Below are 19,352 nucleotides of genomic sequence, written 5' to 3'. Positions count from 1 at the left end.
GGATCATCCCCTTCCGTGCGCGGGAGCGCGCCGCCGGGCCTGCCGGCGGAGCACCTCGTCGCGCACCTTGTGCAGCGCACCGCGGGTGCGGTACAGCGACTGCCGGACCGCTGCCGGGCTCATCCGCAACATCGCCGCGATGTCGGCGGTGCTGACGTCGCAGATCGTGAGCCGCAGACACTCCCGGTCCCTTTCGCTCAGCCGCCGGCACACCCGGGACACGTCCTGGCGCAGCTCGCTGGCTCCCATGTCACCGTCGTTGCTGACGACCAGGGACAACGCGACGAACTGCCAGGCGCTCCGGTCCTGCCGGCTCTTGGCGAGGTGGCGGGCGGCCAACCGACAGGCGACCCGGTAGAGCCACGCCTTCGGGTGCCTGATCCGGTGTCCCGCCCGGCGGTACTGCCATGCCCTGATGAACGTCTCCTGCAGAAGATCCTCGGCGTCGCCGGTGTCGCCCAGCCGTTGAACCAGTACCGTCCACAGCAGAGATCCCTGCTCGCGTACCTGATCCGCGAGCCATGCGTCGATCTCTGCCGCATCCTCTGCGTCCACAACTCTCCTTGCTCCTCGTCCGGCGGAAGGTCGCGGCCGGGGGCGCCGACGTCGGCACCCGCCATATAAGAGGCGTCAGCGTGCCCGATCGTGATGAGGAAATCTCGTCGATCTTGGTGGAATCGTCCACCATGTGGACCATGAAATCCGTACGCATCTGGAATTGATCTTGATGTGCGCAAATCTGCAGGTGGTGCCGGGAAAAGTGGACGCGATGCAGTTTCATCTATTTACTTACGACAATATGTGGATATTGATGAAACACTGGGGAGATGGGCGAGGGCCTGCCGTCCTCGTCGTACCTGCTGATCGCCTGAGCGCGGCGACAGTGTCCCGTCAGTCAGTCAGTCAGTCAGTCAGTCGGCCGGACCGGCCGACACCAACCGTGGAGATCGACATGACGCTGCCCACCCGTACCCACCGCCCCGGCCGATGGCTGCTTTCCACCGCCCTGATCCTGACTCTGCTGACCACCGGCACCCCCGCCGTGGCGCGCCCGGTAGCCGAACCCGAGCCCGACCCGGCTGCCCCGACCATCGAGCAGTTGATCGCCGAGTACCTCGCCGCGCATCCCGGCGGCGTCCGGATCAACGAGACCGAGCTCGCCTACTCCGACGGTCGGTTCGTCGTCAGCGTGGCCCGCCCGGCCGGCACCGGGGTCCTCGCCGGACCGGACTGCCCGAGCGGATGGTTCTGCTTCTACGACGGCACCAACTACGGCTACCCCCGGGGGCGACTCAGCGACTGCGGCTGGCAGGACCTCGGCAACTGGGGGTGGCGCAACCGCGTCGAGTCGGCGCACTACCACCTCGGCCACGGCAGCACCACGTTCCTCGACGAGACCGGCGCCACCGACACCAAGCTCTTCGTGATCAGCGTCGCGAACCGGGCCGTCGCCGACGTCAGCCCGCACCGCAACCGGGCCGACTACGTCTACCGCATCTGCAGCTGACCGACCTGCTCCAGCCTGCCCGTGACCTGCCCGAGCCCGCCGGTGACCCGCAGCCGTCGATACGGCCAGTGATGTCGCTGCGAACACGGCCGGTCGTTCTGCGTGCCCGAATAGGTAGGCGATAGCCCGTGTCCGCTGGGCGGTCGATCGTTCTAGGGTCGGTGGAGCCCATCGATCCCAAGCTGTCGTCGGGGGCGCGCCGGCGGCACCATCCCCAGAGGAATCCAACGTGTCCCGTACGCTCGTGTCCCGCCTGACGAAATCGGCGCTGGCGCTGGCCGTCGCGGCCGGTCTCGCCGCCACGATCGCCGGCCCGGCCGCCGCCGTCGCCAACGGGGAGATCGTTCCCGAAGGCCAGTACCGGTTCTCGGTGAAGCTGACCATGACCGGTATCCCGACCGCCGACGGCGGTCGCCGCGACAGCGCCTGCTCCGGTGCGCTGATCGCCCCGCAGTGGGTGGTCACCGCCGGTCACTGCTTCCGGGACTACACCGGCACCCGCGTCGAGCGGCCGGTCGCCGACCTGACCACCGCGACCGTCGGGCGCGCCGACCTGTCCGGCGACAACGGCACGGTCCGCACCGTCGTCGCGGTCCGCCAGTCACCCACCAACGACCTGGCCCTGGCCAAACTCGACGCCCCGGTACGAGGAATCGCACCGGTCGCGCTGAGCAAGCGGGCCCCGAAGGCCGGCGATCTGGTCCGACTGACCGGGTACGGGGCGGTCGACTCGGTCGCGCCCACGCCCTCCACCGTGCTGCGTACCGGTCAGTTCCGGGTCACCGAGATCGCCGAATCGACCATCGGGGTGACCGGCCACCAGCCGGCGGCGGACACCAGCGCCTGCCCGTACGACTCGGGCGCGCCGTACTTCCTCGAGCCGAAGTACGGCCCGCCGAAGCTGATCTCGGTCGAGAGCTTCGGGCCGGGCTGCCCGCACGCGGACGTCGAGACGACCTCCCGGATCGACAACATCCTCGGCTGGATCTGGCAGGCCATGCGGGGCTGAGCACGGCGCGTCGACCACGCGGCGTGACGCGCCGCGTGGTCAGCGCCCGGGCAGGGTGATGGTGACCCGGGTGCCGCCGCCGCTGAGGTCGAGCACGAGACGCCGGGCCATCCGGTTGATCAGATCGAGGCCGCGACCCCGCTCCGAGCCGTTGTACGAGTGCCCCCGCCAGTGGCCGCGGTCGGTCACCTCGATCCGGACCTGGCGCCGGTCGAGCAGCATCACCTGCAGCGCGACCGGCCCGGTCGCCCGGCCGTGGTAGGCGTGCTCCAACGAGTTGATCAACGCCTCGTTGCAGGTGGCCAGCAGCGCGTCCACCTGGTCCGGGGAGAGTTCGTGCCCGGCGGACCAGTCCCGCAGGGCCCGCCGGGCCGTCGACAGGTCGGCCGGGGAGGTCAGAGTCAGGCGCAGCACCGGCGCGTTCGCCGCGTCACCCGGCAGGCCGCCGAGACGGACACAGGCCACCACGGTGTCGTCGACGATCACCCGGTCGTCGGCCATCGCCTCGATCAGCCGGTCGCACCAGATCTGCGGCTCGGTGCCGGACAGGCCGGCTGCGGCCCGCCGCAGCCGGTCCAGTCCGGCGTCGATCACCTGGTCGCGGCGCTCGACCAGCCCGTCGGAGTACCAGACCAGCATCGCCGGCTCGGGCACCGTGAGCTGTGCCTGGGTGCGTGCCTGGGAAGTCAGCCGCAGCGGCAGGGAACGGGCCTCGGTCAGGTACCGGCCGACACCGTCGGCGACCAGCAGCGGCGGCAGATGCCCGGCGCAGGCATAGGTGAGCAGCCGGTCGGTCGGGCTGTACTCGGCGTACCCGACCGTGGCGAAGTCGGCACCGTCGATCGTGTGGCAGGCGAGGTCCAGCGCTTCGAGGACCTCGACCGGGGTGGCCCCGGTCTGTGCCACCGACCGCAGCGACTGCTGCAGCCGCCCCATGGTGATCGCCGAGGCCAGACCGTGGCCGACGACGTCGCCGACGGCGATCCCCACCCGGTTGCCGGGCAGCTCGAACACGTCGTACCAGTCGCCGCCGACGTCGCGGCCGCGTTCGGCGGGCCGGTAGCAGACCGCTGCGGTGACCCCCGGCAGGTCGGTGGAGATCTGCGGCAGCAGGGCCCGCTGCAGCTGGTGTGCGGCGGCGTGCTCGGCCTCGTACCGTTCGGCCCGGTCGACCGCCTGGCCGGCGAGTTCGGCGAGGGTCTGGGCGATCGAGGCGATCTCCGGGGTGATCGCGTCGTCGCGGTGGAAGCTGAACGCCAACGCGCCGAGGCACCGGTCACCGACCCGGACCGGCACCACCAGCAGACTGCGGGTGCCGGTCTGCGCCTGGGTCTGCGCCACCGCCGGGTAGCGGGCGGTGACGGCGGCTAGGTTCGGCAGCCGGATCGGCTGGCCGGTGCGGACCGCGTCGACGACGGGCAGCCGACCGGCCTCGGTCAACGGCAGCTCGGAGAAGCGTACGGCGAGCTGCTCCGGCACGGCGCTGGTCGTCCAGGTCCGCAGTTGCGCCCCGGCGGCGTCGACGATCGCCACCGCGCCGTGATCGGCGACCAGACCGACGCCCCGGTCGACGAGGACCCTGACCATCTGGTCCGACGTGGCGGCGGTGGCCAGGCCGGCAGTGACGTCCTGCAGGGTCTGCAGGCGGCGGCGGGCCGCCACCTCACGGCGGGACTCGGCCTGGGCCCGGTCCCGTTCGGCGACAGCGATCGCCAGCGCCCAGGCGCCGAGGACCACCACGGCGAGGTAGACCTGGAGCGAGGCCGCCTCCAACCGGGGCTGGCCGGCCAGCCCCGACCACGGTCCGTGTCCAGCGGCGCTGAGCAGATTGGCGGTGAACGCCATGACGAACCCCGCCGCGCCCACCGTCGCCACCCGGCCCCGGAAGCCGACCGCCAGCAGGACCGGCACCGGCAGGTACGCCAGTGGCACCTCCCGGGGCCAGAAGCCGATCGTGGTCAGCGCGCCGGTCGCGGCGAGCGTCGCCCCGCCGCGCGTCAACTGCCCGGCGAGTAGCCGGCCGCGCAGCGAGTCGAGGCCGACCAGCGCGGCACCGAGGGTGAGCACGGCCAGGCCGTCGCCGGCCCAGAACTGGCCGAGCGCCTCCCACCAGCTGGATCGCATGGCCAGCGCGCTGGTGCTGGCCCCGATCACGGCGCCGACCAGCGGGCCGGCGACGACCCCGCAGAGCAGGAACGCCAGCGCGTCGCGGTAGCGGGTCAGGTCGATCCGTTGGGGGCGTAGCTGCCGGAGCAGAGTGGCACCGACCAGCGGCTCGGCCACATTGGTGACCACGAAACCGGCGGCGGTCAGCGGATCGAGCCCTTGCCACAGATCGATGCCGAGCTCGGTGGCGCCGGCCGCAGCGAGGATCCACGGCCAGTGCCGCCGGTGGGCCAGCACCAGCGCGCCGAAAGTCACCCCGGCCGGTGGGAAGAAGACCGCGCCGACCGCCGAGGCGTGGAACAACAACCAGGAGCAGCCGGAGCCGAGGGCGTACCCGACCGCGACCGCCGCCGCGATCAGCAGGGACGTACGCAGTCGCCGCCGGCGATCGGGGTGTCGGCCGGCCGGGGAGCCGGCGACTGGTGTCATGGCCGTCACCCTGCCACGTACCGTGCGCGGGCCCAAGTCGGTGCACCGTACGTGCTGGCGGGGGCGGCCGGTGCCCCTCCCCGTCGTGCTGGCCGCGCCGGCTCACAGGTGGCGGCGGCGCCAGTCGGTCTCCTCGCTCTCCAACGCCTGCTGCTCGGCGAGCCGGGCCTCGCGCAACTGCTGCCGCTCGCCTCTGGTGTGCCGGTTCTCGACAGCCGTGGCGGTGACCGTGACCAGGCTGAGCGCGGCGAGCGCGGCGAGTGGCGGGAGGTGCTCGGCGACCGGCAGCAGGGCGCCGAGGAGCAGGACCGGGACGACGGAGACCGGCCGTACCGTGCGGATCGTGCGGGCCTGGAAAGCCAACAGGGCAACCAGGTAGATCAGCACACCGCCGTAGAGCACGTGCAGATGGGCCGGGTCGAGCACCTCGGTCTGCTCGCCGCTGGCGACGCCGGAGATGTGGGTGAGCACCTGCTTGACGCCGAGGGAGAGCAGGATGATGCCGAGCACCATCGGGAAGTGCAGCAGGGTGTACGCGTCGCGGGCCAGCCGGATCCGGGCGATGCCCTGGGTGCGGTGCAGGACCTGTTCGGCGGCGATCGACCGGGCGTCGAAGTAGGTCCACCACAGGGCGCAGATCAGCGCGATGCCGAGCACGACGGCACCGATCAGGTGCAGGGTCAGCGGCGTACCGGCGGTCAGGTCAGCACCGATGCCGATCGAGATGACCGTCTCGCCGAGGGCGATCAGGATGATCTGGGCGTGGCGTTCGGCCCAGTGCCCGGCGGACACGATGGTCAGGGCACTGGGACGCAGGACCGCCAGGTAGGCGACGGCGATCGCGGCCACCCAGAGCCCGACGAAGACGGTCACCTGGGCGTTGCCCTCGAACCGCGGTGGCGCGATCGCGCCGAGGACGAGCAGTACGGTGCTCAGCGCCAGGGCCGGGGCGCTGCGCAGCCAGATCTGGCGCAGTCGGGGGTAGCCGCGGGCCGCGTACCGCAGGGCAAGGATCTCCAGCACCCAGATGAGGCAGAAGCAGGCCGGGAAGACGAATTCCCCGGGTACGGACAGCGGAACCCGGTCCGGGGGTGGCGGCGGGGAATCCTCGGCGCTGGTGTCGGGCAGGATCGTGACGGAGATGAAGATCGCTGTCATGATCACGAAGCCGACGATCGGCATGACGCCCTGGTCGGCCCGTAGGTTGTTGCCGAGTACGGCGAACCGCGACCAGACCAGCCAGAGGGCGGCGAGCAGGAAGGTGATCGCGGTCAGGCTGGAGCTGTCGAGTTGGTCGACGGTGAGCGTGTTGAGGTGGATGAAGGCGAAGACGAAGACCAGGTCGAAGAAGAGCTCGAGCCGGGTGACCTTGGCGCCGGGCGCCGCCGGCCGTACGCGTACCGCCGGGCCCGCATCGTCCACTTCCGGAGAATATGCGGGTATCAAGCCTACTTGTCGGCTTATCCCGCGTTTGGTGGAGCGGGTGAGCTGCCCGGGGCACATCCTGGCCGGACCGGAGTGCCTGGCCGGACCGGAGAGCGCCCTGGCCGGACCGGAGTGCGCCGTCCACGCATCCGGTCCGACCAGGGCTGACTAGCGCGCGCCCTTCGGTCCGAGGCCGCGTTCGGTGCGCACCACGCCCTGTCGACCCCGCTCGTCCTGCAGGATCTCGTTGGCGCGTTCGTCCGCACCGCGGTCGTTGGCCTGCCCCGAGTCCTCGAGTTCCTTGCGGAGGCGGGCGCGCTGAATGTCGTACCCCTTGCTGCCGGGCCGCTTACCGGACATGGCTCCTCCTCGGTTGCTCCTGGACGCGGGCGTACCCACGATCCGGCGAGGTATCCGGGCCGCTGTCGGTGCCGACCGGCTCATATCGTTCAGTATCTATCTAATGGGGCTCCGGTGCAACCGTTCGGGTCACCGGCGGAAACGTTTCGGGCACCACCGGGTGGACCGCCCGGACGGCGGGTGGACCGCGCCGGACTCCTCAGGCCGCGCTGGCGAGCGACAGGGCGACGTCGATGTTGCCGCGGGTGGCGTTCGAGTACGGGCAGAGCTGGTGCGCGGCCGTCAGCAACTCCTCGGCGGTCGCCCGGTCGAGCGCCGGTAGCTCGACGGTGAGCGCGGCGGTGAGCCCGAACCGACCGTCGGCCAGCTTGCCGAGGCCGATCCGCGCGGTCACCGTCGACCCGGTCACGTCGGCCTTCGACTGGCGGGCGACGGCGCGCAGTGCGGAGTGGAAGCACGCGGCGTAGCCGGCGGCGAACAACTGTTCCGGGTTGGTGGCGCCGCCGGCACCGCCCAGCTCCTTGGGCATCACGACGTCCAGGTCGAGGATCCCGTCGGAGCTGCGGACGTGGCCGTTGCGGCCGTCGCCGGTGGCCAGTGCCTCGGCGGTGTAGAGAGCCTGCATCAGGATCGGTTTCCTTCCGTGGAGTGGATGTGTTCGGTCAACCCGGTGAGGGTCTGTCGCAGCTCGACGAGCTGGTCGAGGGTGAGACCGGTGGCCGTGGCGACCCGCAACGGCACGTGGGCGGCACGGTCGCGCATCGCGTGACCGTCGGCGGTCAGGTGGATCCGGACCTGCCGCTCGTCCTGACTGGCCCGTTCCCGGCGGACCAGCCCGGTCGCCGCCATGCGTTTGAGCAGCGGGGACAGGGTGCCGGAATCGAGTCGCAGTGCCCTGCCCAGCTCGGTGACGGTGGGCGGCTGCGCGGGTCGCTCCCAGAGGGCGAGCAGCACCAGGTACTGCGGGTAGGTCAGGTCGAGTTCGTCGAGGATCCTGCGGTAGAGGTCGGTCATCGCGCGGGACGCGGTGTACAACGCGAAACAGACCTGGTGCCGCAGCTCAAGACCGGTCTCCATGCGCTGAAAGATAGTGTGCAATTAAATTGTGCGCAACCTATCGGGGTCGGCGGTGATCGACCTCACCGCCACATACCACATCGGGGTATGGGTATATGATCGACGACCGGACCACGAGTACCGAGGAGGCCGAGATGGTCGTCAGCACCTACACCGTCCAGGGCATGACCTGTGGCCACTGCGTGACAGCGGTGACCCACGAGGTCGGCCAGGTCGCCGGAGTCACCGACGTCGCCGTCGACCTGGCCGCCGGCCGGGTCACCGTGACCAGCCAGGAGCCGGTGGACGACCGGTCGGTGGCCGCCGCCGTCGAGGAGGCGGGCTACCAGGTCGTCGCCGGCTGAGGCCGGCTACCGGGCGCCCGCCGCCCGGAACCGACGCAACCGCAGGCTGTTGGTCACCACGAAGACCGAGGACAACGCCATCACGGCACCGGCGATCATCGGGTTCAGCAGCCCGGCGGCGGCCAGCGGCAGCGCCGCGACGTTGTAGGCGAAGGCCCAGAACAGGTTCACCCGGATGGTCCGCAGGGTGCGCCGCGACAGCCGGACCGCGTCCACGGCGGCGGTCAGGTCACCGCGTACCAGGGTGATGTCGGACGCCTCGATCGCGACGTCGGTGCCGGTGCCCATGGCCAGGCCGAGGTCGGCCTGGGCGAGTGCCGGGGCGTCGTTGACCCCGTCGCCGACCATCGCGACGACCTTGCCGTCGGCCTGCAACCGGCGTACCGCCGCCACCTTCTCCGCCGGCAGCACCTCGGCGACCACTCGGTCGATGCCGACCTGGTCGGCGATGGTCCGGGCCACCGTGGCGTTGTCGCCGGTGAGCAGGACCGGGTCGAGCCCGAGCCGACGCAGCGCGGCGACCGCCTGCCGGCTGGTCGGCTTGACCACGTCCGCGACGGCCAGTACGCCGCGTGCCGCACCCGCCCAGCCGACCATGATCGCGGTCTGCCCGGCGGCCTCGGCAGCCGCCGTGGCGGCGGTCAGCTCCGCCGGCACCCGTAGGCCCTCCCCGGTCAGCAGCGCGGGCCGGCCGACCAGCACGGTGCCGCCCTCGACGGTGCCCCGCACGCCCAGCCCCGGCCGGTTGGCGAAGTCCCGTACCTCCGGCAGTGGCCCGAGGTCGGCGGCGGACCGGGCGATCGCCCGGGCGACCGGGTGTTCCGAGGCGGCCTCGACGGCCCCGGCGCGCCGCAGCAGCGTCGCGCGGTCCTCGCCGGCCGCCGGATGTACGTCGACCAGCGTCATCCGGCCGGTGGTGACGGTGCCGGTCTTGTCCAGCAGGACGGTGTCCACCCGCCGGGTCGACTCGAGGGTCTCCGGCCCCTTGATCAGGATGCCGAGCTGGGCCCCGCGACCGGTGCCGACCAGCAGCGCGGTCGGGGTGGCCAGGCCCAGGGCGCACGGGCACGCGATGATCAGGACGGCCACGGCGGCGGTGAAGGCGACGGTCGGCCCGGCGCCGGTGCCCAGCCAGTAGCCGAGGGTGCCGGCCGCGAGCAGGATCACCACCGGCACGAAGACGCCGGAGATTCGGTCGGCGAGTCGTTGGACGGCGGCCTTGCCGGCCTGGGCCTGCTCCACCAGCCGGGCCATCTGGGCCAGTTGGGTGTCGGCGCCGACCCGGGTCGCGGTCACCACCAGCCGGCCGCCGACGTTCACCGTCGCGCCGACGACCGGGTCGCCGACGCTGACCTCGACCGGGACGGATTCGCCGGTGACCATGCTGACGTCGACGGCCGAGGAGCCGTCGGTGACCACCCCGTCGGTGGCGATCTTCTCGCCCGGCCGGACCAGGAACTGGTCGCCGACGACGAGTTGGTCGATCGGGACGCGCAACTGCGCGCCGTCGCGCAGCACCGTGACGTCCCTGGCCCCGAGCTCCAGCAGTGCCCGCAACGCGGCCCCGGCGCGTCGCTTGGCCCGTGCCTCGACGTAACGCCCGATCAGCAGGAACGTGGTCACCCCGGCGGCGACCTCCAGGTAGATGCTGGCGGTGGCCATTTCGCGGTCCACCGCCAGGCTGAACGGATGGCTCATCCCCGGCATGCCGGCGTCGCCGAGGAACAGCGCCCAGAGCGACCAGCCGAACGCCGCGAGCGTCCCCATCGAGACGAGGGTGTCCATGGTCGCCGCGCCGTGCCGCAGGTTGATCCAGGCGGCCCGGTGGAACGGCAGGCCGCCGTACACCACGACCGGGGCGGCCAGCGCCAGCGACGCCCACTGCCAGTAGTCGAACTGCCAGGCCGGCACCATCGCCAGGAGGACGACCGGCACGCTGAGCGCCAGCGAGACCCGGACCCGGGTCCGCAGCGGCCGCAACTCGGCGTCGGCCGGGTCCGCGTCGACCGGGTCGGCGTCGTCGGCCCGGGTCGGCGTCGATGGGCGGGGCGGTGGCGGTAGCTGCGCGGTGTAGCCGGTGCTCTCGATGGTGGCGATCAGCGCGTCGGCGGTGACCGCCGGATCGTCGATGGTGACCGTCGCCTTTTCGGTGGCGTAGTTGACGGTCGCGGTGACACCGGTCATCCGGTTGAGCTTCTTCTCGATCCGGGCTGCGCAGGATGCGCAGGTCATGCCACCGATGGTCAGTTCGACGGGGGCGCTCACGGACGATCACCACCTTGTCGTGTTCGGGGTGCGTGTCCCGTTCGGCGCGCCGAGGGGCCGGCGCGGCGATACCCCGGAGGGGTACGGAACGAGGCTACTATACCCCCTGGGGGTAAAAAGCGCGATGTCGCGTCGGTCCGGCGGTGTCAACCGCGCTTCATCAGCCGGCCGACCGCAGCCATCATCTCGGCGGCCATCTCGTCGGCCCGGCCCGCGACCGACCCCTCGTGCATGCAGTGCCGGGCGTGCCCGTCGAGCAGGCCCAGCGCGACCTTGTCCAGGGCGGCCTGGATCGCTGAGATCTGGGTCAACACGTCGATGCAGTAGCGGTCCTCGTCGACCATCCGCTCGATGCCGCGCACCTGCCCTTCGATCCGGCGCAGCCGGGCCTGCAACTGGTCCTTGGAAGCGGTGTAGCCGCGTACGGGTTGGCTGGTCACCCCTGCAGGTTAACAACCCCCCAGGGGTATCGGCGACTCTTCGCGTACCGGGCCGGTCACAAGACACCGTTGGCGCGGGCGGTCGCCTCGTTGCGCAGGTGCTCGTCGTAGGTCTCGGCGAACGCCGACCGGCCGTCCTTGTCGATCGCGACGAAGAAGAACCAGTCACCGGCGGGCGGGTCCATGGCAGCGGCGAGGGCGAGCCGGCCGGGGTTGTTGATCGGAGTCGGGATCATTCCCCGCAGCTTGCGGCTGTACGGGTTGTCCACCCCCAGCAGTTCGTCCTGGGTCATCTCGGCGGAGGTCTTGGTGGGTTGGCCGGTCGCCTCCAGCCAGTAGTTGACGGTCACGTCCATCTCGAGGCAGCCGCACGCGAAGTCGCCGTACGCCCGGTTGTAGGCCACCCGGGCCACCTTGCCCAGATCCTCCTCGGTCCCCGCTTCCGCCTGGGCCAGTGAGGCGACGATCAGTGCCTCGTACGGGGAGATTCCGCCCCGTTCGGCAGTGACCCGCCCGGCGAAGTCCAGTTCGTCGGCGACGGCGAGGAAGCGGCGCACCATCGCCTGCAGGATCTGCGCGGCGGTCGTCTCCGGCTCCAGGGCGTAGGTGTCCGGGTAGAGGAAGCCCTCGACCGATCGGACCGAGGGCTTGCCGTCGGTGCGGGTGAACCACGACTCCGGTACGCCGAGTGCCACCGGATCCTCCGCAGCCTGCTGGAACTCGGCGACCGGTATCCCGGTGCCCTGGGCGAGCAGGTCCAGCGTCTGCGCGGTGCTGCGCCCCTCCGGCACGGTCACCTGGTTGGTGATCTTGTTGGCCAGGTCGAGCAGCATCGCCAACGCCGCGTCGGCCTTCATCTCCCGGCGTACCGTGTACCGGCCGGGCTGGATGCCCTGACTGCGGGGCTCGGCGGCGGCTGCGGCGACGAAGGCCCCGGCGCTGCGGACCACACCGGCGGCGACCAGGGTCTCGGCGATGTCGGTGGCGGTCTGCCCGGCCCGGACCTCGACGGTCGTCTCGCCGGTGCCGGTGCCGCTGTAGTCGAGGGTGAACACGGCACCGACCAGCCGGTCCGGGCCGTACCAGTAGGCACCGCCGCCCAGCCCGGCGAGGGCGACGGCGACGACCAGGCCGACGGAGACGGCCCAGCCGCGACCACCGGCGCTGCGCCGCCGGGTGCCGCGCCGACGGTTTCCGCCGTCGGACCGGGGCCGGCGGCCGCCCGAGGTGGTCCGGCCGTCGCCGGCCCGCTGTCGGCGGTCCCCGGAGCGGGGTCGGCGGGCGGCGGCCCGTGGCCGGTCAAAGGGGAGATCCAGTTCGTCGGTCACCGTCGTCTGCCTCCGAGGTACGGCCACCCTGCCGATGTGGCGTCAGCCTATTGCAGTGCCGGCCGCGCCGTACGGTGTGGTGGGTCGGTGTCAGCCGGCCGGTACGTCGGCCCACCCCCAGCCCGTCGAACATCGCTGTTCGTCGATGGGTTGTCGCCGGCTTGGTAGGTTCTACCTGTGGATCATGTGCGGGTCGCGCTCTACCTTGATTTCGACAACGTGTTCATCGGTCTGTTCAAACTGGACCCGGCGGTGGCGATCCAGTTCGCCAGCAACCCCGGCGACTGGTTGGCCCGGCTGCTGTCGCTGCCCGCACCGGGCGGCTCCCGACGGTGGCTGATCCTGCGCTGCTACCTCAACCCGGCCGGCTGGGTGGCGCACCGTAACGCGACAGGCGAGCAGGAACGGGTGTACTTCTCCCGGTTCCGGCCGTCGTTCGTCCGGGCCGGCTTCGACGTGATCGACTGCCCCCGGTACAACGCGACGAAGAACGGCGCGGACATCCGGATCGTCATCGACGCCATCGACGCCCTGACCGCAGACACCCCGTACGAGGAGTTCGTCATCGCCTCGGGCGACTCGGACATGACGCCGCTGCTGCAGCGGCTGCGCCGCTCCGACCGGCGGACCATGATCGTGTCCCCGGCCGACGCGGCCGACGCCTTCGTCTCGATCGCCGACCGGGTGCTCGACAGCGAGCAACTGCTCGCCCTGGTCCAGGGTGAGCCGGTCACCCTCGACGGCGACAGCCGCGAACCGGACAGCGACGACCGGGACGCGGACGACCCCGGCGCCGGTCCCGGCCGGGACGCCGGCCCGGGCGCGGGCGACGACGTCCGGGCGGCGGCGTACGCCACGCTGCGGACGATCGTCACCACCGAGTACGACGCCACCGCGACCCCGATCAACATGGCCTCGCTCGCCCAGCGGCTGCGCGGCGAACTGGGACAGGTGATCACCGAGAGCAACTGGTTCGGGTTCGGTAGCTTCGCCCGGGCCGTGGAGAGCCTGCGGTTGCCGAACCTGCGCATGTCGCAGCACCTGATCTGGGACGACGACCGGCACCAGGCGCCGGAGCAGGGGACGGTCACCGGCCACGGCGGCGTCCTGCCCGAACCGGTCGAGCGCCTGGCCGAGCTGCTCAACCTGCCCCGGATCCCGCAGGACTGGTGGCCGCCGATCTACCAGACGCTGGCCGACTACGCCGCCTCGCACCAGTTCAACCTGACCCAGTGCACCAGCTGGTCGCGGGACCAGCTGCACGACCAGGGTGTCCCGGTCAGCCGGGGGGCCGTCGCGTTCGTCGTGCGGGGCACCTCGTACGGCGGCCGCCCGCTGCACGGGCAACCGCCGCCGTCGGCCGACCAGATCGGCACGGCCTTCGTGGCCAACGTACTGAACCGGGCGGACGCCGCCGGGATCGCCTTCGACGAGGAGGAGAGCGGTCAGGTCCGCGACTGGCTGGGCGCCGCCCGTCCCGGCCAGGTCGACCCGGACTGAGGCTGCCGGCCGGTACGGCCGACCCGACCGCACCGGCCGGCTCGCCCGCCGGTACGCCGCGTCAGTCCTCGTCCGCCGCCTCGGTCGAAAGCTCGGCCGGGGCCGGTGCCTCGTCAGCGGCCGCAGCCTCGGCCGGCTTCGGCGACTCGGCCGGCTTCGGGTTCACCCAGGAGAACTCGATCTCGATGGCGAACTCGTCCGGGCCTTCCTGCTCGATCTCCAGCTCGCAGCGGACCTGGTCCGCGACGCTGATGGTGCCGCCAGCGCCGTAGAAGACCTGACCGCTGGCGTCGAGCTGGCTCGCCAGCTGCCGCAACCAGGCGGCCAGGTCGGCCCGGGACACGGTCCGGGCGTCCTCGTAGATGTCCATCCGGCCATCCTGCCATTCCACCCCGGACTGTCCGATGCCGACCTGTGCCGTGGCCGGCACCCCCGGCCGTCCGGCGCGGCTGGCCGGCTGGCCCCGCTCCGGCTCACGTTTCCGCTGCTGGGCGTCCGGGTAGGCAGCGACGGACGGGGAGATCGGCGGCAGACGTCGTCGGTTCGGGAGACGGCAGTGGTGGGAAGCGGTCATGCGTACGCTGGGCGGCCGGTACCGGCTCGACATCCGGATCGGTGTGGGCGGGATGTCCGAGGTGTGGCGTGCCCACGACGAGGTGCTCGACCGACCGGTGGCGGTGAAACTGATCGCCCCACACCTGGTCGACCACGTACGGCTGGAACGGGTGCGTTGGGAGGCGCGGGCCGCCGCCCGGCTGGCCCACCCCAACGTCGCCAGCGTGCACGATTTCGGGGTCACGGTCACCGCCGACGGCCGGCCGGAGCCGTACATCGTGATGGAGCTGGTGCAGGGTCGCACCCTGGCGGAGCATCTCGCCGCCGGGCCGTTGGACTGGCGGATCGCGGTCCGGATCTGTGCCGAGGTCAGCGCCGCGTTGGCCGCCGCCCACGCGCACGACATCGTGCACCGCGACATCAAACCGGCAAACGTGGTGCTCACCGCAGCCGGGGCGAAGGTGCTCGACTTCGGGATCGCTGCGGCGGTCGGTGGCGCCGACGTCGACCCGGACGGCAGCCTGCCGGGAACGCCGGCCTTCGTCGCGCCGGAGCGTTGGGACGGTGGGGTGGCCACTGCGGCGAGCGACAGCTACGCCACCGGGGTGCTTCTGTACCTCTGCCTGGCCGGTCGGTTGCCCTGGTCGATGGAGCCCGGTCGGCGGCGACCGCCGCGGCACGTCGCGCCCGAGCCGTTGCCGTCGATCGACGGGCTGCCGGTCGAGGTCACGCAGGTGTGCCGGCTGTCGTTGTCCCGGGATCCGGCGGCCCGGCCGAGCAGTGTGGCCGCCGCCCTGCTGCTGGCCGAATCCGTGGACGCTCAGGTCTACGTGCCGATCGCCGACCTGGCGGTGCCCCGCCCTCGATCGGTACCGGCCCGGCAGCGCGGTGCGTGGCCGGCGGTGCCGCGCTGGGACGAGCGGGCCGCGCAGGCACCGACCGACCTCGCCGACGGCGACGCGCGGGCGGTGTGACGCGCGCGCAGGCGGCGGACCCGACTTGTCGTCGGGCCCGCCGCGTCGGTTGATCGCCTCCGTACGCCCACGGTGACAGTGCGAACACGGATCTCGGTGCAGCAGCGCCGGAAACGTCAGGGCATCCGGAGAATCGGTGGTGTCGTCAGCGTTGCAGGGTCAGCACACCCGGCCGGTACGGCAGGAGTCCGTAGTCGCCGCCGGAGTTCGGGTCCCGGCCCTGGTAGAGGAACTGGAGGTTGCAGGGGTCGATGGTCATGGTCTGGTCGGCGTTGGTGCGGATGAGTTCGCCGTGGCTGATGTCGTTGGTCCAGGTGGCGCCGCTGTTGGCCTTTCCGGCGAAGGGGTTGGATTCGCTGGTGGCGTTCGGGGTCCAGGTGCCGCCGAGGTTGGTGGCGGTGAAGGAGCGGAAGTAGCGGCCCTGGGAGCCGATGGCCTCGACGATCATGAGGTAGCGCTGTTGGCCCTGGAGTTTGTAGACCTGGACGCCTTCGAAGAGGTTGTTGGTGGTGTCGGTCATGATGGTGGTGTAGTTGGAGCCGAAGCTGCCGCCGAAGCCGCCCGGCCACTGCGACGAAATGGCGTAGTTCACCGAGCAGCCGGCCGCTGCGGCGCCGGCGGGCGCGGCCACGACGATGGCCGCCGACACCAGCAGTGCGGCACCGGCCGACGCAAGGCCGACATTGGTTGCTCTGGATCTGATCATCAATCACCCTCCGGATGCGGTGGCGACCGTTGCATAGGCGCTGGTTGCTGTAAAGTGAGCGTTAACATTGGTATCAGATATATTACGAGAGCGCTCCCAGCGGCTCAAGATGCAATCGGCGTACGTCGATAGGAGCTGTGGTCCCGGGCGGAGCCGGCACCCGACCGGGTGACGTCGGCTGACTGGCCGGGCGGCCGCGCCGGCGGCCGCACATACTGCCTGGTGCTGGCGACGACCCGGGGGTGACCAGATGCCGGTGGCTGCGCAGGACTTCTTCGCCGCGGTCGACGCAGACCCCAGGCCCCGGGTACCGCCGGGCCTCAACGGCACGCTGCGCTTCGACGTTCGCGACGGTGCCGACACCGAGCAGTGGCGGCTGCGATTCCAGGACGGTCGGGTGACCGCCGCGCCGTCTGCGGAACCGGCGGACTGCGTGGTGGTCGTCGACCGCCAGCTGTTCGACCGGATCCTGCAGGGGGTGGAGAGCATCGAGCCGGCCTTCGTCCGGCAGGCCTTCACCGTCGAAGGGCTGCTCCCGCTGCTGCTGTCGTTCCGGTGGCTGCTGCCCGACGCGGTCGGCGCGCGACGGCCCCGGGACCTGGTGTCGGGCTGGTCCAGAGCCCGATGAAACGACATCCGGCCCTCGGCCGAGCTACCCACCGGGCTGTTCAACGACGACATGCGGTACCTGTCGCGGTGGAACCTCACCGTCGATGGTCAGCAGCTGCACGCGCTCTCCGTCGACGATCTGCAGTACTTCGAGTCCCGGTTCTTCCTCGTCCCGGGAGAGCCCACGCACTACGTCGACGCGAACCTGACCATCATCCGCCGCCGGTCGGTCAGCGGAGGGGTCTTCCTGGAGCACCTGACGGTGCTGAACCACCAGAACGTACCGGTGGAGATCGTGATCCGACTCGACATCGGCGCGGACTTCGCGACATCACCGAACTTGGCGACATCCGCAAGAAAGGCAGGATCCGCACCGAGGTCGCCGACGGTACCCTCCGGCTGATCTACACCCGGGAACACATGCACCGGGAAGCGGTCGTCTCCAGCAGCACGGCCGGGATCGTGGACGAGCGCGGAATGACCTTCACCGTACGGATCGCCGCGCACGAGGCCTGGGAGACCACTGTCAAGGCGGTGTTCTGGACGAGAAACACCGAGGGCCGCGACATCCGGGAGGCAGCCTCGGTCTTCGACGCCCCTGGCGTGGTGGAACTGGGTCAGGGTGCTCGACGAATGGCTTACGTCGGCACCCATCCTCAGCTGCGACTCGGCGGCGCTGGCGCAGGCGTACCGGCGCAGTCTGATCGACCTGGAGGCGCTGCGGTTCGTGGGCAACCCCCGTGGTGAGCTGGTCCCGGCAGCCGGACTGCCCTGGCTGATGAACCTGTTCGGTCGGGACAGCATCGTCACCTGCCTGCAGGCGTCAGCCGGTCGCCCTTCGGTTGCAGTCCGAGCAGGGTACGCAGCAGCATCAGCACCGCGCCCGCCGACCTGGGTCAGGGTGAGCGTGCTGCCGGAGACGGCGGCGGGGGCCAGCCGCTATAGATGAACGTCGATAATTCCGGCGACCGCGACCGCGACCGCGACCGCGACCGCGACCGCGACCGCGACCGACGACCGTGCCCCGGCTACCTCGAACCCAGGCGCTCCGGAAGCTCCGGGCCCTCGATCAGCACCGTCAGGTCGGTGGCGAGGTGCAGGCTCAGCCCGAGCAGGGTGAGACCGGTGAGTACGTTGAGCGTACGGGCGGCCACCGGCTGCCGGAGTAGGCCGCCAGCCCGGTCGACCGTCACCGCCAGCGTCGGATACCAGATCACCGCCAGGAGCACGATCAACAGGGCCAGCATGGCGGTAGGCGGCCCGACCGGCACTCCGGTAGGAACGAATTGTGGAATCAGGCTGGCAAAGAACACGAACACCTTGGGATTCGTCACGTCGGTCACCAGGCCCTGTCGGTATGCCCGCCAGACGCCGTTGCCTTTGAGCCGTCGATGACTTCGCACGTCATTTCGACTGTGGACAGATTGGTCCGACGACGGTTCGGTCACTGGCCGACTGCACAGCAGCCGGATGCCCAGATAGCAGAGATAGCCCATGCCGACGAACTGGATCACCCGGTAGGCGGTCCCCGACGCGATCATCAGCGCCGCGATTCCAAGAGCGGCCAGTGACGAGTGCAGCAACAGTCCACTGACGACGCCACCGGCGGTGGCCAGCCCGAGCCTGCGGCCAGCGAGTGCGTTGCGGACCACCATCGTGAAGTCCGCTCCGGGCAGGACGACCATCGCGGCTGCCACGCCGATGAACGTGACGAGCTCGCCGCTCAACAAATGCGGCACCGCTCGGTCATGGTCGACGGTTGCGTCAAGGGTGCCTCCTGATGGGTGCGGTCAGGCATGCATCGATCTGCGCGCGGGGACGAGTCGCAGCCGGGTGTGCGACGCCCGCCGCACCAGACCCCGGGGAAAGATCAACATGACCATACACCTACCAGTGCATGCCCAAAAGGGGGAATAGTCAGGTAAGTGGACCCGGAGTGCGGTCCGTCCACGCCGACCCTTTTGGCGTGCGGGTCAGGGCGGCCGGTGTTGGTCACCGTACGTCGATGTCGTATCCATTCGCGACGTCGCCGCATTCGATTGCGGTGACCCGGTCGGCGTGCCGGCGCAGGTAGGTCCGGGCACCCTGATCGCCCCGGACAGTGGCGACGATCTCGGCCCAATGGTCGCGACCCAGCACCACCGGATGGCCCGGCTCGCCGGCGTAGCAGGCGCGGATCAGGCAACCCGGATGGGCCTGCGCTTGAAGTCGGGCGATCGCCGCCGCGGAAACTCCGGGCATGTCCACCAGATGCACCAACGCGGCCGGCGCCTGCGGCAGACGGGTGAGGGCGGTGAGTCCGAGCCGCAGCGAGGAACCCATCCCCTCGGCCCAGCCCTGATTCTCGACGACATCGACACCGGTCAGGTCGATGGTGGCCCGGACCTGTCGGGCACCGGCACCGAGAACCGCGACGACGGGGTCGCAGCCGCCGTCTCGAAGCACGTTGAGTGCCTGATCGAGAAAGACCGGTGCCTTGGGACCGCCGTAGCGGCGCCCCGCACCGGCGGCCAGGACCAGGCCGGCGACACCGTGCCCCGCGACGTCGGGTGGACCCATCTCGACCTCTCCGGCCGTGGACTGACCAGAATGAGAGTACGGGTCGCCGCGCTACGACTCCCGGTGGATGCTGAACGACTCCCGGTGGTCGTCGCTCGA

The 19,352-nt window shown here is 71.0% G+C and carries 20 protein-coding genes and 1 pseudogene; 8 read left to right on the top strand and 13 right to left on the bottom strand.

The features are described 5' to 3' along the window. Positions 1 to 3: 3 nt before the first annotated feature. A complete protein-coding gene (locus tag ACN28F_RS14545) occupies positions 4 to 555 on the bottom strand; it encodes an RNA polymerase sigma factor (RefSeq protein WP_289208502.1) in 552 nt (183 codons plus the stop codon). Positions 556 to 952: 397 nt separating this feature from the next. Between ACN28F_RS14545 and ACN28F_RS14540 the strand changes: the two genes are divergently transcribed. After that, positions 953 to 1,507 (top strand): peptidase inhibitor family I36 protein, encoded by a 555-nt coding sequence (locus ACN28F_RS14540; protein WP_289208501.1) that lies wholly within the window; start codon positions 953 to 955, stop codon positions 1,505 to 1,507. A 229-nt stretch (positions 1,508 to 1,736) separates the two neighbouring features. After that, a complete protein-coding gene (locus ACN28F_RS14535; RefSeq protein WP_421358208.1) occupies positions 1,737 to 2,516 on the top strand; it encodes a S1 family peptidase in 780 nt (259 codons plus the stop codon). A 39-nt stretch (positions 2,517 to 2,555) separates the two neighbouring features. Here the strand turns inward: ACN28F_RS14535 and ACN28F_RS14530 are convergent, their stop codons facing one another. The 5 genes from ACN28F_RS14530 to ACN28F_RS14510 all read right to left on the bottom strand — a co-directional run bounded on the left by ACN28F_RS14530 (position 2,556) and on the right by ACN28F_RS14510 (position 7,973). After that, positions 2,556 to 5,111: a SpoIIE family protein phosphatase gene (locus ACN28F_RS14530; RefSeq protein ID WP_421358206.1), complete on the bottom strand. Its 2,556-nt coding sequence runs from the start codon at positions 5,109 to 5,111 to the stop codon at positions 2,556 to 2,558. Positions 5,112 to 5,213: 102 nt separating this feature from the next. Then, positions 5,214 to 6,533, bottom strand: coding sequence for a low temperature requirement protein A (locus ACN28F_RS14525; protein ID WP_289208498.1), 1,320 nt, complete (start codon positions 6,531 to 6,533; stop codon positions 5,214 to 5,216). A gap of 171 nt (positions 6,534 to 6,704) precedes the next feature. Next, a complete protein-coding gene (locus ACN28F_RS14520) occupies positions 6,705 to 6,896 on the bottom strand; it encodes a phosphatidylethanolamine-binding protein (RefSeq protein ID WP_282224909.1) in 192 nt (63 codons plus the stop codon). 199 nt (positions 6,897 to 7,095) lie between these two features. Next, positions 7,096 to 7,521 carry an organic hydroperoxide resistance protein gene (locus ACN28F_RS14515; protein ID WP_289208497.1) on the bottom strand — a complete coding sequence of 142 codons (426 nt, stop codon included), beginning with the start codon at positions 7,519 to 7,521 and terminating at the stop codon, positions 7,096 to 7,098. Continuing rightward, positions 7,521 to 7,973: a MarR family winged helix-turn-helix transcriptional regulator gene (locus ACN28F_RS14510; protein ID WP_289208496.1), complete on the bottom strand. Its 453-nt coding sequence runs from the start codon at positions 7,971 to 7,973 to the stop codon at positions 7,521 to 7,523. The genes ACN28F_RS14515 and ACN28F_RS14510 overlap by 1 nt, the downstream gene beginning before the upstream one ends. 134 nt (positions 7,974 to 8,107) lie before the next feature. Between ACN28F_RS14510 and ACN28F_RS14505 the strand changes: the two genes are divergently transcribed. Then, complete coding sequence (locus ACN28F_RS14505; RefSeq protein WP_289208495.1) at positions 8,108 to 8,317, top strand: heavy-metal-associated domain-containing protein; 210 nt, start codon at positions 8,108 to 8,110, stop codon at positions 8,315 to 8,317. 6 nt (positions 8,318 to 8,323) lie between these two features. Here ACN28F_RS14505 and ACN28F_RS14500 read toward each other — a convergent pair whose 3' ends face one another. The 3 genes from ACN28F_RS14500 to mltG form a co-directional block, all read right to left on the bottom strand. Next, positions 8,324 to 10,582 carry a heavy metal translocating P-type ATPase gene (locus ACN28F_RS14500; protein WP_289208494.1) on the bottom strand — a complete coding sequence of 753 codons (2,259 nt, stop codon included), beginning with the start codon at positions 10,580 to 10,582 and terminating at the stop codon, positions 8,324 to 8,326. 146 nt (positions 10,583 to 10,728) lie between these two features. Next, positions 10,729 to 11,022 carry a metal-sensitive transcriptional regulator gene (locus tag ACN28F_RS14495; protein WP_282224913.1) on the bottom strand — a complete coding sequence of 98 codons (294 nt, stop codon included), beginning with the start codon at positions 11,020 to 11,022 and terminating at the stop codon, positions 10,729 to 10,731. 56 nt (positions 11,023 to 11,078) lie between these two features. Continuing rightward, the gene (mltG, locus tag ACN28F_RS14490; protein ID WP_421358205.1) at positions 11,079 to 12,350 is read right to left on the bottom strand and encodes an endolytic transglycosylase MltG; all 1,272 of its coding nucleotides are present in this window, start codon (positions 12,348 to 12,350) and stop codon (positions 11,079 to 11,081) included. Positions 12,351 to 12,527: 177 nt separating this feature from the next. Here mltG and ACN28F_RS14485 point away from each other — a divergent pair, with 177 nt between their 5' ends. Next, positions 12,528 to 13,850 carry an NYN domain-containing protein gene (locus ACN28F_RS14485; protein WP_289208492.1) on the top strand — a complete coding sequence of 441 codons (1,323 nt, stop codon included), beginning with the start codon at positions 12,528 to 12,530 and terminating at the stop codon, positions 13,848 to 13,850. Between the two features lie 61 nt (positions 13,851 to 13,911). On the opposite strand, the gene ACN28F_RS14480 is transcribed toward ACN28F_RS14485, so the two are convergent. After that, positions 13,912 to 14,220 carry an amphi-Trp domain-containing protein gene (locus ACN28F_RS14480; protein WP_421358204.1) on the bottom strand — a complete coding sequence of 103 codons (309 nt, stop codon included), beginning with the start codon at positions 14,218 to 14,220 and terminating at the stop codon, positions 13,912 to 13,914. Positions 14,221 to 14,422: 202 nt separating this feature from the next. Here ACN28F_RS14480 and ACN28F_RS14475 point away from each other — a divergent pair, with 202 nt between their 5' ends. Further along, positions 14,423 to 15,379 (top strand): serine/threonine-protein kinase, encoded by a 957-nt coding sequence (locus ACN28F_RS14475; RefSeq protein ID WP_289208490.1) that lies wholly within the window; start codon positions 14,423 to 14,425, stop codon positions 15,377 to 15,379. 145 nt (positions 15,380 to 15,524) lie between these two features. On the opposite strand, the pseudogene ACN28F_RS14470 reads toward ACN28F_RS14475, so the two are convergent. Next, positions 15,525 to 15,941 (bottom strand): annotated as a pseudogene (locus ACN28F_RS14470) (non-reducing end alpha-L-arabinofuranosidase family hydrolase); the annotation flags it as partial. Positions 15,942 to 16,335: 394 nt separating this feature from the next. Here ACN28F_RS14470 and ACN28F_RS14465 point away from each other — a divergent pair. The 3 genes from ACN28F_RS14465 (at position 16,336) to ACN28F_RS14455 (ending at position 17,643) form a co-directional block, all read left to right on the top strand. Then, positions 16,336 to 16,713, top strand: coding sequence for an SCP2 sterol-binding domain-containing protein (locus tag ACN28F_RS14465; protein ID WP_289208488.1), 378 nt, complete (start codon positions 16,336 to 16,338; stop codon positions 16,711 to 16,713). A 6-nt stretch (positions 16,714 to 16,719) separates the two neighbouring features. Next, the gene (locus ACN28F_RS14460) at positions 16,720 to 17,097 is read left to right on the top strand and encodes a glycogen debranching N-terminal domain-containing protein (protein WP_289210754.1); all 378 of its coding nucleotides are present in this window, start codon (positions 16,720 to 16,722) and stop codon (positions 17,095 to 17,097) included. Positions 17,098 to 17,316: 219 nt separating this feature from the next. Continuing rightward, positions 17,317 to 17,643, top strand: coding sequence for a hypothetical protein (locus ACN28F_RS14455; RefSeq protein ID WP_421358203.1), 327 nt, complete (start codon positions 17,317 to 17,319; stop codon positions 17,641 to 17,643). 79 nt (positions 17,644 to 17,722) lie between these two features. On the opposite strand, the gene ACN28F_RS14450 is transcribed toward ACN28F_RS14455, so the two are convergent. Beyond that, positions 17,723 to 18,433 carry a LysE family translocator gene (locus ACN28F_RS14450; RefSeq protein WP_289208486.1) on the bottom strand — a complete coding sequence of 237 codons (711 nt, stop codon included), beginning with the start codon at positions 18,431 to 18,433 and terminating at the stop codon, positions 17,723 to 17,725. Positions 18,434 to 18,686: 253 nt separating this feature from the next. Next, positions 18,687 to 19,253 (bottom strand): nucleotidyltransferase family protein, encoded by a 567-nt coding sequence (locus ACN28F_RS14445; RefSeq protein ID WP_289208485.1) that lies wholly within the window; start codon positions 19,251 to 19,253, stop codon positions 18,687 to 18,689. Positions 19,254 to 19,352: the final 99 nt, after the last annotated feature.

This window comes from Solwaraspora sp. WMMA2101, from assembly GCF_049179175.1.
GTDB lineage: Bacteria > Actinomycetota > Actinomycetes > Mycobacteriales > Micromonosporaceae > Micromonospora_E.
Note: the sequence above shows the minus strand (reverse complement) of the source record. Positions and strands in the feature narration are given on the sequence as shown.